14 protein-coding genes are annotated in these 13,278 nt (G+C 66.4%); 3 read left to right on the plus strand and 11 right to left on the minus strand.

Translation table 11 applies throughout. The features are described from left to right. Positions 1-105: 105 nt before the first annotated feature. From ntrC to dusB, 3 genes are read right to left on the minus strand one after another with little or no spacing between them, the layout of a single operon-like run. Positions 106-1,542 carry a nitrogen regulation protein NR(I) gene (ntrC, locus tag P2PM1_RS07875; RefSeq protein WP_186388015.1) on the minus strand — a complete coding sequence of 479 codons (1,437 nt, stop codon included), beginning with the start codon at positions 1,540-1,542 and terminating at the stop codon, positions 106-108. A 17-nt stretch (positions 1,543-1,559) separates the two neighbouring features. Next, positions 1,560-2,675 carry a nitrogen regulation protein NR(II) gene (locus tag P2PM1_RS07880; protein WP_186398737.1) on the minus strand — a complete coding sequence of 372 codons (1,116 nt, stop codon included), beginning with the start codon at positions 2,673-2,675 and terminating at the stop codon, positions 1,560-1,562. Continuing rightward, positions 2,672-3,706 carry a tRNA dihydrouridine synthase DusB gene (gene dusB / locus P2PM1_RS07885; RefSeq protein WP_186398738.1) on the minus strand — a complete coding sequence of 345 codons (1,035 nt, stop codon included), beginning with the start codon at positions 3,704-3,706 and terminating at the stop codon, positions 2,672-2,674. The genes P2PM1_RS07880 and dusB overlap by 4 nt, the downstream gene beginning before the upstream one ends. Before the next feature lie 156 nt (positions 3,707-3,862). Between dusB and P2PM1_RS07890 the strand changes: the two genes are divergently transcribed. From P2PM1_RS07890 to P2PM1_RS07900, 3 genes are all read left to right on the plus strand, one after another. Beyond that, a complete protein-coding gene (locus tag P2PM1_RS07890) occupies positions 3,863-5,125 on the plus strand; it encodes a bifunctional 2-C-methyl-D-erythritol 4-phosphate cytidylyltransferase/2-C-methyl-D-erythritol 2,4-cyclodiphosphate synthase (RefSeq protein WP_244301446.1) in 1,263 nt (420 codons plus the stop codon). Next, positions 5,122-5,646, plus strand: a complete 525-nt coding sequence (locus P2PM1_RS07895; RefSeq protein WP_186388012.1) for a CinA family protein — start codon at positions 5,122-5,124, stop codon at positions 5,644-5,646. The genes P2PM1_RS07890 and P2PM1_RS07895 overlap by 4 nt, the downstream gene beginning before the upstream one ends. 82 nt (positions 5,647-5,728) lie before the next feature. Next, positions 5,729-6,181: a hypothetical protein gene (locus tag P2PM1_RS07900; protein ID WP_186388011.1), complete on the plus strand. Its 453-nt coding sequence runs from the start codon at positions 5,729-5,731 to the stop codon at positions 6,179-6,181. 142 nt (positions 6,182-6,323) lie between these two features. On the opposite strand, the gene P2PM1_RS07905 is transcribed toward P2PM1_RS07900, so the two are convergent. From P2PM1_RS07905 to P2PM1_RS07940, 8 genes are all read right to left on the minus strand, one after another. Continuing rightward, on the minus strand, positions 6,324-6,779 hold the full coding sequence (locus P2PM1_RS07905) for a type II toxin-antitoxin system RatA family toxin (RefSeq protein ID WP_186388010.1): 456 nt from the start codon (positions 6,777-6,779) through the stop codon (positions 6,324-6,326). Positions 6,780-6,803: 24 nt separating this feature from the next. Beyond that, the gene (lipA, locus tag P2PM1_RS07910; RefSeq protein ID WP_186398739.1) at positions 6,804-7,787 is read right to left on the minus strand and encodes a lipoyl synthase; all 984 of its coding nucleotides are present in this window, start codon (positions 7,785-7,787) and stop codon (positions 6,804-6,806) included. Between the two features lie 54 nt (positions 7,788-7,841). Continuing rightward, on the minus strand, positions 7,842-8,312 hold the full coding sequence (locus P2PM1_RS07915; protein ID WP_186398740.1) for a thioesterase family protein: 471 nt from the start codon (positions 8,310-8,312) through the stop codon (positions 7,842-7,844). After that, positions 8,305-8,544, minus strand: coding sequence for a GlsB/YeaQ/YmgE family stress response membrane protein (locus P2PM1_RS07920; RefSeq protein ID WP_186388007.1), 240 nt, complete (start codon positions 8,542-8,544; stop codon positions 8,305-8,307). Before P2PM1_RS07920 ends, P2PM1_RS07915 begins: the two co-directional genes overlap by 8 nt. 58 nt (positions 8,545-8,602) lie before the next feature. Then, positions 8,603-8,851, minus strand: coding sequence for a GlsB/YeaQ/YmgE family stress response membrane protein (locus tag P2PM1_RS07925; protein WP_186388006.1), 249 nt, complete (start codon positions 8,849-8,851; stop codon positions 8,603-8,605). 94 nt (positions 8,852-8,945) lie between these two features. Then, the gene (lpdA, locus tag P2PM1_RS07930) at positions 8,946-10,394 is read right to left on the minus strand and encodes a dihydrolipoyl dehydrogenase (protein ID WP_186398741.1); all 1,449 of its coding nucleotides are present in this window, start codon (positions 10,392-10,394) and stop codon (positions 8,946-8,948) included. A gap of 106 nt (positions 10,395-10,500) precedes the next feature. Next, positions 10,501-11,874 (minus strand): pyruvate dehydrogenase complex dihydrolipoamide acetyltransferase, encoded by a 1,374-nt coding sequence (locus P2PM1_RS07935; RefSeq protein WP_186398742.1) that lies wholly within the window; start codon positions 11,872-11,874, stop codon positions 10,501-10,503. A 15-nt stretch (positions 11,875-11,889) separates the two neighbouring features. Beyond that, positions 11,890-13,275, minus strand: a complete 1,386-nt coding sequence (locus P2PM1_RS07940; protein WP_186388003.1) for a pyruvate dehydrogenase complex E1 component subunit beta — start codon at positions 13,273-13,275, stop codon at positions 11,890-11,892. Positions 13,276-13,278 lie beyond the last annotated feature (3 nt).

The following is a 13,278-nucleotide window of genomic DNA, read 5'->3' on the forward strand; positions in this document are numbered from 1 at the left end:
GACCGTTGCTGGGAATGCGGCACCCTTATCACACAATGTTGCTAAATTACGACAGAGATGACCCGCCGGACCCGCCCAGCGATCGCCCTGATCGCCCTGATCGCCTCAGCGGTTGGAGCGGATCACCTGCACGTCGAGGTCCCGGATCTTCTTGCGCAGGGTATTGCGATTGACGCCGAGCAGTTCCGCCGCCTTGATCTGGTTGCCACGGGTCGCGGCCAGGGCAGCGCCGATCAGCGGATACTCCACCTCGCGCAGGATCCGGTGATAGAGGCCGGGAGGCGGCAGCGCGTCGCCGAAGGCCTGGAAATAGGTGTTGAGGTAGCGCTCGACCGACCCCGAAAGATCGACCTGGCTGTTCTCCTCCTCCTCGACGCTGGGCACCGGCTGGCTCAGTTCCTGGTCGATCAGCGCGGCGGAGATCACATCCTGCGGATAGAGCGCCGACAGGCGGCGAACGAGATTTTCGAGTTCGCGCACGTTGCCCGGCCAGCGATAGCGGCGCAGCCGGTCGATCGCCGCCGCCTCGATCTGCTTGGCCGGCAGCCCTTCCTTTTCCGCCAGCATGAAGAAATGCCGCACCAGGTCGGGAATGTCCTCGATGCGCTCGCGCAGCGGCGGCAGCCGGATCGGCACGACGTTCAGTCGATAGTACAGGTCCTCGCGGAAAAGCCCCTGGTTGATGAGCTGGCGCAGATCCTTGTTGGTGGCCGCGACGATGCGCACGTCGGTGCGGATCGGCACGCGCCCGCCGACGGTGGTGTATTCACCCTGCTGCAGCACGCGCAGCAGCCGCGTCTGCGCCTCCATCGGCATGTCGCCGATCTCGTCGAGGAACAGCGTGCCGCCGTCCGCCTGCTCGAAGCGACCGGCCGAGCGCTGCTGCGCCCCGGTGAACGCGCCCTTCTCATGGCCGAACAGTTCCGCCTCGATCAGGTCCCGCGGGATCGCCGCCATGTTGATCGCGACGAAAGGGCCGTTGCGGCGCTTGCCGTAGTCGTGCAGCGCGCGAGCGACCAGTTCCTTGCCCGTTCCGGACTCGCCGTTGATCATCACCGACAGGTCGGTCTGCATAAGCCTGGCAAGCACCCGGTAGATCTCCTGCATCGCCGGCGAGCGGCCGACCAGCGGGATGTTCTCGCCCGTCTCTTCCGGTTGCTCGATCTTGACCCGGCGCGGCTCCGATAGGGCGCGGCCGACGATGCTGGTCAGTTCCTTCAGGTCGAAGGGCTTCGGCAGATATTCGTAGGCGCCCTTTTCGGAGGCCCGGATCGCCGTCATGAACGTGTTCTGCGCGCTCATCACGATGACCGGCAGGTCGGGGCGCAGCTTCTTGATGCGCGGCAGAACGTCGAAGGCGTTCTCGTCCGGCATCATCACGTCGGTGACGACGAGATCGCCGTCGCCGGAACTGACCCAGCGCCACAGGGTCGTCGCATTGGAGGTCAGCCGCACGGTGTAGCCGGCCCTCGACAGCGCCTGGTTCAGCACCGTACGGATTGCGGCATCGTCGTCGGCAACAAGGATTGTCCCGGTCGGCATGATCAGTGTCCCAGATATCAGGTCTCGTCCTGCGTCGCATAGGCGGGCATCAGGATGCGGAAAACGGTACGGCCGGGCTGGCTGTCACACTCGATGACACCGCCATGGTCGCCGATGATCTTGGCGACCAGGGCCAGCCCCAGGCCGGAGCCGTTGGCCTTGGTCGTCACGAACGGGTCGAAGAGATGCGGCAGCAGGTCCTCAGGCACCCCGGGACCATTGTCGCGCACGCAGAATTCGAGCGGCAGGCTCACCCGCTCCCGCGAGCCGGGCACGGACAGGCGGATGCCGGGCCGGTAGGCGGTGGTCAGGGTGATCTCCCCGGACGGCTCGCCCGCGAGCGCCTCGCTGGCATTCTTCACCAGATTGAGGAACACCTGCACAAGCTGGTCGCGATTGGCCAGAACCAGCGGCAGCGACGGGTCGTATTCGACGTTGATCGGAATGTTGCGGGCAAAGCCCGAATTGGCGAGGCGCTGTACATGGTCGAGAACCACATGGATGTTGACCGGCTCGCGCTCGACCGGCCGCTCGTCGGAGAAGACCTCCATGCGGTCGACCAGCTTCACGATCCGGTCGGTCTCGTCCATGATCAGACGGGTCAGCGGCCGGTCGTCCTCGGCGGCGGAGGCTTCCAGCAGTTGCGCCGCGCCGCGAATGCCGGACAGCGGGTTCTTGATCTCGTGGGCCAGCATCGTGGCAAGGCCGGAGACGGTGCGCGCGGCCCCGCGCGAGGTAAGCTGGCGGTCGATCTTCTCCGCCATGCCGCGCTCCTGCAGCATCAGGACGACGGCGCCGGGGCGGTCGGCGACGGGAGCGGCGATGATATCAACGATCTTTTCGGCCCCGATCCGGGGGGACCCGATGTCGACCTTGTATTCGTTGACCGGCGCGCCGCGCTCCCTCACCTGCGAGATCAGCATCAGCAGCGGGCTGCCGAACGGCACGAAGTGGGAGACCGGATGGCGGCGCAGCACCTGCGCGCTGGCGCGGAAGAAGCTCTCCGCCGCCATGTTCGCCTCGATGATGCGCCCTTGCGGATCGACCAGGATCAGCGGATGCGGCAGGGCATCGAGGATCTGACCGTTGGTGCCGGGGACGGGACCGGCTGCAGCGTCGCGTGCGCCTCTCATGCGGCAGCCTCCAGGCTCGAGCCGGTCTGCGGCGCAGCCAGGAAGCAGGTTCTCAGGCTGGCGGTCACGAAGCCGGCATCCTCCGACGTCAGGATCTTCTGGCGCAGGGCACCCGGCACTTGCGGCGCTCCGGCATCCAGATACCAGGCGATATGCTTGCGGGCGAGCCGCAGCCCCTTCAGCGGGCCGTAAAGCTCGCGCATCATCTCGATATGCTCGCAGATCAGCTCGCCGAGTTCGGCACCGCTCGGCACCGCCGCCTGCGGCAGTCCGTCGAGCTCGGCCGCGATTGCCCCCGGCAGCCATGGCCGGCCATAGGCTGCGCGTCCGACCATGACCGCGTCGGCGCCGGAACGACGCATCATGTCGCGCGCGTCTTGCGCCGAGGCGCAGTCGCCATTGGCGACCAAGGGCACGGTGACGCGCTCGCGCACCGCGCGGATCGCATCCCAATCCGCCTCGCCCTTGTAAAACTGGCAGCGGGTGCGGCCGTGCACGGTGATCATAGCGACGCCCGCGGCCTCGGCGCGGGCGGCAAGCTCCGGCGCGTTCATCGACTCGTGGTCCCAGCCGAGGCGCATCTTCAGCGTCACCGGCACGCTGACGGCACCGACGGTCGCCTCGACCAGCGTCAACGCATGATCGAGATCGCGCATCAACGCCGAGCCGGAATAGCCGGAGGTGACCTTCTTGGCCGGGCACCCCATGTTGATATCGATGACATCGGCGCCCGCGGCCTCTGCGATACGCGCACCCTCCGCCATCCAGCGGGCTTCCCGGCCGGCCAGTTGCACCACATGCGGCGCGCCGGCGATTCCCTCGCTGCGCAGGCGGGTTTCGGGATGCCCTTCGGCAAGCTGCTCGCACGCCACCATCTCGGAGACGACGAGGCCTGCGCCGAAGCGATGCGCCAGGCGCCGGAAAGCCACATCGGTCACGCCGGACATGGGAGCCAGAAAAACGCGGTTCGCGCTGTCCACCGTCCCGATCCTGATGCCGCGGCGGCCAGTGCCGCCTTCGCTCATGCTCATATGATGTGCACTTTCTGTTTTGCCTACAGAATAGACATTGTCAGTTTCACCGCAAGTGCGAAATTCGCCCGCCCGACATAAGCCTTGTGGACACGCGGCGAAACGGTCAAAACCGCCGCATCTGCATTGACCACCTGACATGCCCCGGACATGACGATGACCCCGACCGCTCCTTCCTCGCCTTGTTCCGCCGGCCGGGCAGCGATGCTGATCGTCGCCGCCGGCCGCGGGATCCGGGCGGGCGGAGGCATCCCGAAGCAATACCGGCGGATCGGCGGCACGTCCGTGCTGCGCCGCACCATCGAGGCCGCCCTTGCCTGCGACCGCCTGTCCGAGATCACCGTCGTGATCGGCGAGGGTGACGACGCCCTTTATGCCGACTGCCTCAAGGGCCTCGACGACCCCAGGCTGACCGCGCCGGCACGGGGGGGCGACACGCGGCAGGCGACGGTGCTGAACGGTCTGCGCGCCCTGGCAGATCTGGCGCCGGATATTGTTCTCGTCCATGACGGCGCCCGCCCCTTCGTCTCGCGCGGGGTTATCAGTGCTTCCATCGACGCGATCGCGACCGGCAACCGGGCGGCCGTCGCCGCCATCCCGGTTTCCGACACGCTCAAGCGGGCAGATCCTGCGACTGGCGCCATTATGGAAACCGTCGACCGCAACGGACTTTTTGCCGCGCAGACGCCGCAGGCCTTCCGCTATAGCGACATCCTGGCGGCCCACGAACGCGCAGCGGCCGAGGGTCTTGCGTCCTTTACCGATGACGCGGCCGTCGCCGAATGGGCGGGCCTCGCCGTCGTCCTGACGCCGGGCGAGACCGGCAACATCAAGATCACCACGGCGGAGGATTTCCGCCGCTTCACCTCGGAACACGCCGTCAGGGAGCAGCGCATGGAGATGGAAACACGGGTCGCCACCGCCTATGACGTGCATGCGTTCGAGGCAGGCAGCGGCGTCATCCTCGGCGGCATCACCCTCCCGCACGACCGCGCGCTCAAGGGCCATTCCGACGCCGACGTGGTCCTGCACGCCCTCACCGACGCGGTGCTGGCAACCATCTGCGACGGCGATATCGGCCATCACTTTCCGCCGAGCGATCCGCAGTGGCGCGGCGCGGCGTCCGACCGGTTTCTGGCCTTTGCGGTGGCACGGCTGCGGCAGCGCGGCGGCCGGATCTCGCATCTCGACGTGACCATCGTCTGCGAACGGCCGAAGATCGGGCCGCATCGCGAGGCGATGCGCGCGCGCATCGCCGGCATTTGCGGCACGCCGCTGCACCGGATATCGGTGAAGGCCACCACCTCGGAGCGGCTCGGCTTTACCGGCCGCGAGGAAGGCATTGCCGCCCTGGCGACCGCGACGGTCCTTCTGCCGGCCGTCGGCGATGACCTTAATGCGGAAGGAGGCTGCCCATGACCGATCTCGCCAGCCTCGAAGCTGCCGCGGCTCAGGTGATCCGCAAGGCGAGCGACGCCGGCCTGCTGCTGGCCACGGCGGAATCCTGCACCGGCGGTCTGATCGCCGGCGCCCTAACCGAGATCGCCGGTTCGTCGGCGGCGGTCGACCGGGGCTTCGTCACCTATTCCAACGAGGCGAAAACCGACATGCTGGGTGTGCCGGCAGAACTGATCACCCGCGTCGGCGCGGTCAGCCGCGACGTCGCCGTTGCCATGGCGGAAGGCGCCCTCGCCGCCTCGCGTGCCGACGTGGCCGTCGCGGTCACCGGCATTGCCGGTCCGGGCGGCGGCTCGGCGGACAAGCCCGTCGGTCTCGTGCACATGGCGCTGGCCGCCAGGGGACTGCCGACCCACCATGAGGAACTGCGCCTCGGCGAGGCCGGCCGCAGCCAGATCCGGCTCGCCACCGTCGAGCGGGCGCTGGCGGTCCTGGCCGAGACAATCGATAGAGTTTTATCGAAACGGGCAACCGGCCGATGACCAGTCGACCAGAGTCTTTCCCCGGTTAATTGTTTTTTCTAGGGAAAACGCCCAAAGTCCCGTGCAAACAGGGACATGGTACATGCGTAAGACCTGCCTCGCCGTCGCGATCCTCGTTGCCCTGCCATGCGGGGCGCTAGCCGGCGACTATCACATGATCTCGCGGCACCACGACGGCTCCTTCCGCGCCAGCCACAAGGTCTTCACCCGCACCGCCGAGAATCTCTATCCGATCTCGCTGTGCGGGCGTCCGTATTTTGCCCGCGCCGCCACGGTTGCCTGGATGAATTACGAGGCCGAGGAAGGTCGCGACGTTGGTCTGGAATTCAACCAGGGCAAGGGCTGGTATCGGATCTGCGAGAACCCGGACCAGCAGGTCAAGCTTGCCGACATCGGCGTGACCGGTTCGAATGTCGAGGTAATGCGTGCCAGCGAGGAAGCCGTGAACCGCCGCATGCGCTTCATCTTCATTCGCCAGATGTTCTCGGGCTACGGCAATTCCGGAACGCCGACCTCTTCCTATCACGCGCGCTGACGCGGGGCCGGGAAGCGCGCCTCGCTAGAGCGATTTCTTATCGATCAGGTGGACTCACCTGATCGATAAGAAATCGCTCCAGATTCAATACCTGGAGCATATTCTCGTCGTTCAGATCGGTTCGATCTGAACGGAATATGCTCTAGCCGGCGCCATAGACGACGTCGGCTCGCGCTTCGAAGGCATCGGAAAACTTTCGGAAGGCCCGGTCGAACATCGCCGACATCAGCGCGCTCAGCGTGCGGCTCTTGAACTCGTAGGTGATGAAGAACCCCACCTCGCACTGGCCCTCACTGAGCGGCTTGAAGGTCCACTCGTTCTCCAGATGCCGGAACGGGCCATCGAGATATTCGACCAGGATGCGCTGCTCGCCCGGATTGAGCGTCACACGGCTGGTGAAGGTCTCGCGAAACAGCTTGTAGGCGACCGTCATGTCGGCAACCAGCACCTCGCGGCCGTCACCGAGGTCCTTGCGCCCCCTCACCTTCAGCTTCTCGCAAAGCGGCACGAACTCGGGATATTTCTCCACGTCGGCGACCAGCGCGAACATGTCGCTGCTGCTGTGTCCCACCTTGTGGACGGTCTGGAATGACGGCATCTCGGGCTGTCCTGAACCTGGCGATCAGGCGGAAGCGATCTGGCCCAGCCTGGCGGCGCGGGCGCGCTTCAGGTCGGCGAAATCCTCGCCCGCATGATGCGACGAACGGGTCAGCGGGCTGGCGGAGACCTTCAGGAAGCCCTTGGCATAGGCGATCTTCTCGAAGGCCTTGAACTCGTCCGGCGTCACGAAACGGGCAACCGCATGATGCTTGGAACTCGGCTGCAGGTACTGGCCGATGGTCAGGAAGTCGACATCGGCGGTGCGCAGGTCATCCATGAGCTGCAGGACCTCGTTCCGCTCCTCGCCGAGGCCGACCATGATGCCCGACTTGGTGAACATGCCGGGGTCGATCTCCTTGACCTGCTGCAGCAGGCGGATGGAGTGGAAATAGCGGGCGCCGGGGCGCACGGTCAGATACTTCGACGGCACGGTCTCCAGATTGTGGTTGAAGACGTCGGGCCGCGCGCGAACCACCGTCTCCAGGGCGCCGGGCTTGCGCAGGAAATCCGGCGTCAGCACCTCGATGGTGGTCGCGGGTGCCCGCTCCCGGATCGCCTGGATCACCTCGGCGAAGTGACCGGCGCCGCCATCGGCAAGGTCGTCGCGGTCGACCGACGTGATGACGACATGCTCAAGGCCCATGGTCGCCACGGCCTCGGCAACGCCGGTCGGCTCCTTCGGGTCGACCGGCCCCGGCATGCCCGTGCGCACATTGCAGAAGGCACAGGCGCGGGTGCAGGTGTCGCCGAGGATCATGAAGCTGGCATGCTTCTTCGACCAGCATTCGCCGATGTTCGGGCAGCCTGCTTCCTCGCAGACGGTCACCAGATTGTTGGAGCGCACCACCTGCTGCGTCTCCCGGTAGACCGGGGACGTCGGCGCCTTCACCCGGATCCAGGCGGGCTTGCGCTGGATCGGATTGTCCGGCCGGTGGGCCTTTTCCGGGTGGCGGGGCCGCTCGGCCTGCGCATTGCCCTTGGTGACCGTGTCGAGGAGTGTAACCATGGCCCCTAAGTGTCGCTGTTGGTGTGAAAGGTCAAGCGGTTCCGCGCCGGTCTGCTATTCCGTCGCAGCAGGTCTGATATAGCTCTTCAGCCGCGCCACGGCATCCTCGCCAAGCGGCTGGGATCGCCGGGTCTGCTCGTTCATCTGCACGACGACGCTGCGCGCCCGCGCAAGCACCCGCCCGTCCTGACAGACCACCTGCTCCAGTGTGAAGGAACTGCGCCCGACCGTCTCGATCGCCGTTCCGATCTCGACCACGCCGGGCCACAGGCCCTCGGCAAGAAAATCGAGCTCGAGCCGGGCGATCACGAAGGCAGCTCCCGGCTCGGCAAGGCCGCCGGCGACGCTGCTCAGAAGCTCGACCCGGCCGGTCTCGAGAAACGTCGAATAGACGGCGTTGTTGACATGCCCCTGCCGGTCCGTATCGCCGTATCGCAGCTTGTCGGTCGCCCGCAGCGGGAACGCCGCGAGAGCAGGAAGGTCGCTCCCCCGCCGCTGTCCTTGCCCGCCGAGGTCGTCAGCCACGGATCTTCCGCCAGATGAAGAGCAGCAGGATCGCGCCGACCGTCGCAAGCAGGAGCTGGTCGATGAACCCGCCAGTCACGTTGAGCTTCAGGATTTCCGCGAGCTTGCCGCCGACCAGTGCCCCGATCAGGCCGACGACGAGACTGCCGAAGAAGCCGCCGCGGCTGTTGAGCACCCGGTGCGCGACCGCGCCCGCGATCAGACCGATAACGATCCAGAGGAAGATACCCATGATGTCTCCGCCGGCTGAGCGGCCGGGTCGCCCCGGCCGCCGGAACCGCTGTGAAGGATCAGGCGATCACCCGCGCGATCAGCACCACGACAATCGCGCCGATCGCCGCGACGATGACCTGGTTCACGAAGGCGTTGCCGACATTGATGTTGATGCCGGCAAGATTGAACAGGAAGCCGCCGACAAAGGCGCCGACCAGGCCCGTGATGAGATAGCGGACAAGCCCGCCGCCGCCGATCACCAGGCTGGCGAGCCAGCCGGCGATGAGACCGATGGCGCACCAGATGAGGATGTTCTTGACGTCCATGCCGAAAGTCCCCGTTTGCGTAAAGGTGCCCGAGAGCCCCGTTCAAGGGTAGACGTTTCGCGGGACAACTCAAAGCCCCGCTCGTCGACCTGCCTCAGGCGTTCAGCACCCGGCCATAGGCGTCGAGCACGCTCTCCTTCATCATTTCCGACAGGGTCGGATGCGGGAAGATCGTGTGCATCAGCTCTTCCTCGGTGGTCTCCAGGTTCATGGCGACCACGAAGCCCTGGATCAGTTCGGTCACTTCCGCGCCGACCATATGCGCCCCGATCAGCTCGCCGGTCTTCTTGTCGAAGATCGTCTTGATCAATCCCTGGTCCTCGCCGAGCGCGATCGCCTTGCCGTTGGCCGCGAAGCTGTAACGGCCGACGCGGATGTCGCGGCCCTGCTCCTTGGCCTTGGCCTCGGTCAGACCGACGGAGGCGACCTGCGGGTTGCAATAGGTGCAGCCCGGAATGCGGCCCTTCTCCATCGGATGGACGCCCGGCACGCCGGCGATCTTCTCGATGCAGATGACGCCCTCGTGCTCGGCTTTGTGCGCCAGCATCGGCGGGCCGGCGACGTCGCCGATGGCATAGACGCCCGGCACGTTGGTCCGGCCGTAGCCGTCGATGACGATGCAGCCGCGGTCGGTCTTGACGCCGAGCGCCTCAAGGCCGAGGCCCTCGATATTGCCCTGGACGCCGACGGCGGAGATCAGCCGGTCGGCGGTGATCTTCTCCACCTTGCCGTCCTTGGTCTCAACATGCGCGGTGACGGAATTCGCCCCCTTCTCGACCTTCGCCACCTTGGCCTCGGTGAGAATCTTGAGGCCGCGCTTTTCAAGCTGCTTGCGGGCGAAGGCGGAGATCTCGGCGTCTTCCACCGGCATGACCTGCGGCATCACCTCGACGACGGTCACCTCGGCGCCCATCGAACGGTAGAAGGAGGCGAACTCGATGCCGATGGCGCCCGAGCCCATCACGACCAGCGACTTGGGCATGACGTCCGGCTTCATCGCTTCGAAATAGGTCCAGATCAGCTTGCCGTCCGGCTCGATCCCCGGCAGCGCGCGGGGACGCGCACCGGTCGCGACGATGATGTGCTTGGCCGTGTAGGTGCCCTCGCCCTTGACGCCCTTCGGCACCGGGTTCTGCGGCTCCACCACCGGCTTCGTCGACTTGCCGACGCTGATCTCGCCGGGCTTGGTCAGCTTCGCCTCGCCCCAGATCACGTCGATCTTGTTCTTCTTCATCAGGAAGGCGACGCCGCCGTTGAGCCGGGCCGAGACGCCGCGCGAGCGAGCGACCACGTCCTTGACGTCGGCGGTCATCTTGCCATCGAGCTTGAGACCGTAGCTCTTGGCGTGGTTGGCGTGATCGAGGATCTCCGCGGACCGGAGCAGCGCCTTGGTCGGAATGCAGCCCCAGTTGAGGCAGATGCCGCCAAGATGCTCGCGCTCGACGATCGCGGTCTTGAACCCGAGCTGCGCCGCACGGATGGCCGTGACATAGCCTCCCGGACCCGAACCGATGATGATGACGTCGTAGGACGTGCCGCTCATGAAATGTCCTCCAGATCGGACGGCGGGCGCGCCGCAAGGCTGCACCCGGCGGAAACGGAATTGATGGCGAGACGGCCGGCGCCGCAATGCGGCGCCGGCCGTCGGATCACACCAGCATGCTCATCGGGTTTTCGATGAACTGCCGGAACGCAGCCATCAGTTCCGCGCCGAGGGCGCCGTCGACCGCACGGTGGTCGGTCGACAGGGTCACCGACATGACGGTGGCGATCGCCAGCGCGCCGTTCTTGACCACCGCGCGCTGTTCGCCCGCGCCGACCGCGAGAATGGTCGCGTGCGGCGGGTTGATCACGGCAGCAAAGTCCTTGATCCCGAACATGCCGAGATTGGAGACAGAGGTGGTACCGCCCTGGTATTCCTGCGGCTGCAGCTTGCGGCTGCGGGCGCGGCCGGCCAGGTCCTTCATCTCGTTGGAGATCGCCGACAGGGTCTTCTCCTCGGCCCGCCGGATGATCGGCGTGATCAGGCCGCCCTCGATGGCCACCGCAACGCCGACATCGGCGTGCTTGTGGACCAGCATGCCGCCGTCGGTCCAGCTCGCATTGGCTGCCGGCACCGCCTTCAGCGCCAGCGCATGGGCCTTGATGACCATGTCGTTGACCGAGAGCTTATAGGCCGGCTTGCCGTCCTTGTCCTTCGGCGCCGCATCGTTGAGCTGGGCGCGAAGGGCCAGCAGCGCGTCGAGTTCGCAATCCACCGTCAGGTAGAAATGCGGCACTGTCTGCTTGGACTCCGTCAGCCGCTTGGCGATGGTCTTGCGCATGTTGTCATGTGGCACGACCTCGTAGCTGCCCTCCTCGAAGAGCTTGAGCACCTGCGCGTCCGCCATGCCGGACGGCGCGGCGGCCTTCGGCGCCGGTGCGGGAGCTGCGGCCGGTGCCGCGGCCGCCTTCGGAGCTTCGGCGGCCTTGCGGCCGGCGCCGGATTTCAACGCCTCGTCCACATCGCGCTTGACGATGCGGCCATGCGGGCCGGAGCCGGAGATCGCGGCAAGGTCGAGACCATCCTGCGCGGCAAGCCGGCGGGCCAGCGGCGAGGCAAAGATGCGCTCGCCCTTGTCGCCGGCCGGCGCCGGCGGCGCCTTGGCGGGAGCCGCCGGCTCGGCAGCCGCCGGAGCGGACGGCTCCGACTTGGCCGGAGCCTCGGATTTCGCCGGCGCTTCCGCCTTGGCCGAAGCCGCGTCGGCCTTCGCGGCGCCGTCGAGCGAGGAGGCATCCTCCCCCTCTTCCAGCAGCAGCGCGATGACCTCGTTGACCTTCACGCCCTCGGTGCCTTCCGCGACAAGGATCTTGCCGACCTTGCCCTCGTCGACCGCTTCGACTTCCATGGTCGCCTTGTCGGTCTCGATTTCCGCGATGACATCGCCGGAGGAGACGGTGTCACCCTCCTTGACCAGCCACCTGGCAAGATTGCCCTCTTCCATCGTCGGCGAGAGGGCCGGCATCAAAATCTTGATTGGCATCGTCTCTTCCCCGCCTCAGGCCGTGTAGGTGACGGCTTTGACCGCGTCGATGACTTCCTTCACCGTCGGCAGCGCCAGCTTCTCGAGATTGGCCGCGTAGGGCATCGGCACATCCTTGCCGGTGACCCGCAGGATCGGCGCGTCGAGCCAGTCGAACGCCTTCTCCTGAACCTGATAGCCGATCTCCGAGGAGACCGAGCACATCGGGTAGGCTTCCTCGACCGTGACCAGGCGCCCGGTCTTCTTGACCGAGGCAATGACCGTGTCGATGTCGAGCGGACGGATCGAGCGCAGATTGACCACCTCGGCGGAGATGCCGGCAGCCGCCAGTTCCTCGACCGCCTTCATCACATAGGTCATGCCGATACCCCAGGAGACGATGGTGACATCGCTGCCCTTGCGCTCGACCTTGGCCTTGCCGATCGGCAGGACGAAGTCCTCGACATCCGGGATCTCAAAGGTCTGGCCGTAGAGGATCTCGTTCTCGAGGAAGACGACCGGGTTCGGGTCGCGGATCGCGGCCTTGAGCAGGCCCTTGGCATCGGCCGCCGACCACGGCTGCACCACCTTGAGGCCCGGAACATGCGCATACCAGGCCGCATAGTCCTGGCTGTGCTGCGCGGCGACGCGGGCCGCCGCACCATTGGCGCCGCGGAACACGATGGGCGCGCCCATCTGGCCGCCGGACATGTAGAGCGTCTTGGCGGCGGAGTTGATGATCTGGTCGATCGCCTGCATGGCGAAGTTGAAGGTCATGAACTCGACGATCGGCTTGAGGCCGGCCATCGCCGCGCCGACGCCAAGGCCGGTGAAGCCGTGCTCGGTGATCGGCGTGTCGATGACGCGCCTGGCCCCGAACTCCTCGAGCAGGCCTTGCGAGATCTTGTAGGCGCCCTGATATTCGGCGACTTCCTCGCCCATCAGGAAGACGTCGCCGTCGCGGCGCATCTCTTCCGCCATCGCATCGCGCAGCGCTTCGCGGACGGTGGTCTTCACCATCGGCGTGCCCTCCGGTACGTCCGGATCGCTGACGTCGTCAGGAGCCGGCGCGACAGGCGCTGCGGCAACCGGCGCCGGCTTTTCGGCTGGCGCCTCGGACGCCTGCGGCGCAGGCGCAGCCGCTGCCTTCGGCGCGGCGTCGAGGGCCGACGCGTCCTCGCCCTCGCCGAGCAGCACGGCGATCGGCGTGTTGACCTTGACGTTCTCGGTGCCCTCGGCAACGAGGATCTTGCCGAGCACGCCCTCGTCGACCGCCTCGACCTCCATGGTCGCCTTGTCGGTCTCGATCTCGGCGATCACATCGCCGGCGGCGACGCTATCGCCTTCCTTCTTCACCCACTTGGCCAGGGTGCCCTCTTCCATCGTCGGGGAGAGGGCCGGCATCAGAATCTCAATCGGCATCGT

It is taken from the genome of Stappia sp. P2PMeth1, assembly GCF_900185735.1.
GTDB lineage: Bacteria > Pseudomonadota > Alphaproteobacteria > Rhizobiales > Stappiaceae > Stappia.

Excerpts from the sequence above, each read along its gene's own strand:
- ntrC (WP_186388015.1), bottom strand. The coding sequence starts at position 1,542 with ATGCCGACCGGGACAATCCTTGTTGCCGACGACGATGCCGCAATCCGT.
- P2PM1_RS07880 (WP_186398737.1), bottom strand. The coding sequence starts at position 2,675 with ATGAGAGGCGCACGCGACGCTGCAGCCGGTCCCGTCCCCGGCACCAAC.
- dusB (WP_186398738.1), bottom strand. The coding sequence starts at position 3,706 with ATGAGCATGAGCGAAGGCGGCACTGGCCGCCGCGGCATCAGGATCGGG.
- P2PM1_RS07890 (WP_244301446.1), top strand. The coding sequence starts at position 3,863 with ATGACCCCGACCGCTCCTTCCTCGCCTTGTTCCGCCGGCCGGGCAGCG.
- P2PM1_RS07895 (WP_186388012.1), top strand. The coding sequence starts at position 5,122 with ATGACCGATCTCGCCAGCCTCGAAGCTGCCGCGGCTCAGGTGATCCGC.
- P2PM1_RS07900 (WP_186388011.1), top strand. The coding sequence starts at position 5,729 with ATGCGTAAGACCTGCCTCGCCGTCGCGATCCTCGTTGCCCTGCCATGC.
- P2PM1_RS07905 (WP_186388010.1), bottom strand. The coding sequence starts at position 6,779 with ATGCCGTCATTCCAGACCGTCCACAAGGTGGGACACAGCAGCAGCGAC.
- lipA (WP_186398739.1), bottom strand. The coding sequence starts at position 7,787 with ATGGTTACACTCCTCGACACGGTCACCAAGGGCAATGCGCAGGCCGAG.
- P2PM1_RS07920 (WP_186388007.1), bottom strand. The coding sequence starts at position 8,544 with ATGGGTATCTTCCTCTGGATCGTTATCGGTCTGATCGCGGGCGCGGTC.
- P2PM1_RS07925 (WP_186388006.1), bottom strand. The coding sequence starts at position 8,851 with ATGGACGTCAAGAACATCCTCATCTGGTGCGCCATCGGTCTCATCGCC.
- lpdA (WP_186398741.1), bottom strand. The coding sequence starts at position 10,394 with ATGAGCGGCACGTCCTACGACGTCATCATCATCGGTTCGGGTCCGGGA.
- P2PM1_RS07935 (WP_186398742.1), bottom strand. The coding sequence starts at position 11,874 with ATGCCAATCAAGATTTTGATGCCGGCCCTCTCGCCGACGATGGAAGAG.
- P2PM1_RS07940 (WP_186388003.1), bottom strand. The coding sequence starts at position 13,275 with ATGCCGATTGAGATTCTGATGCCGGCCCTCTCCCCGACGATGGAAGAG.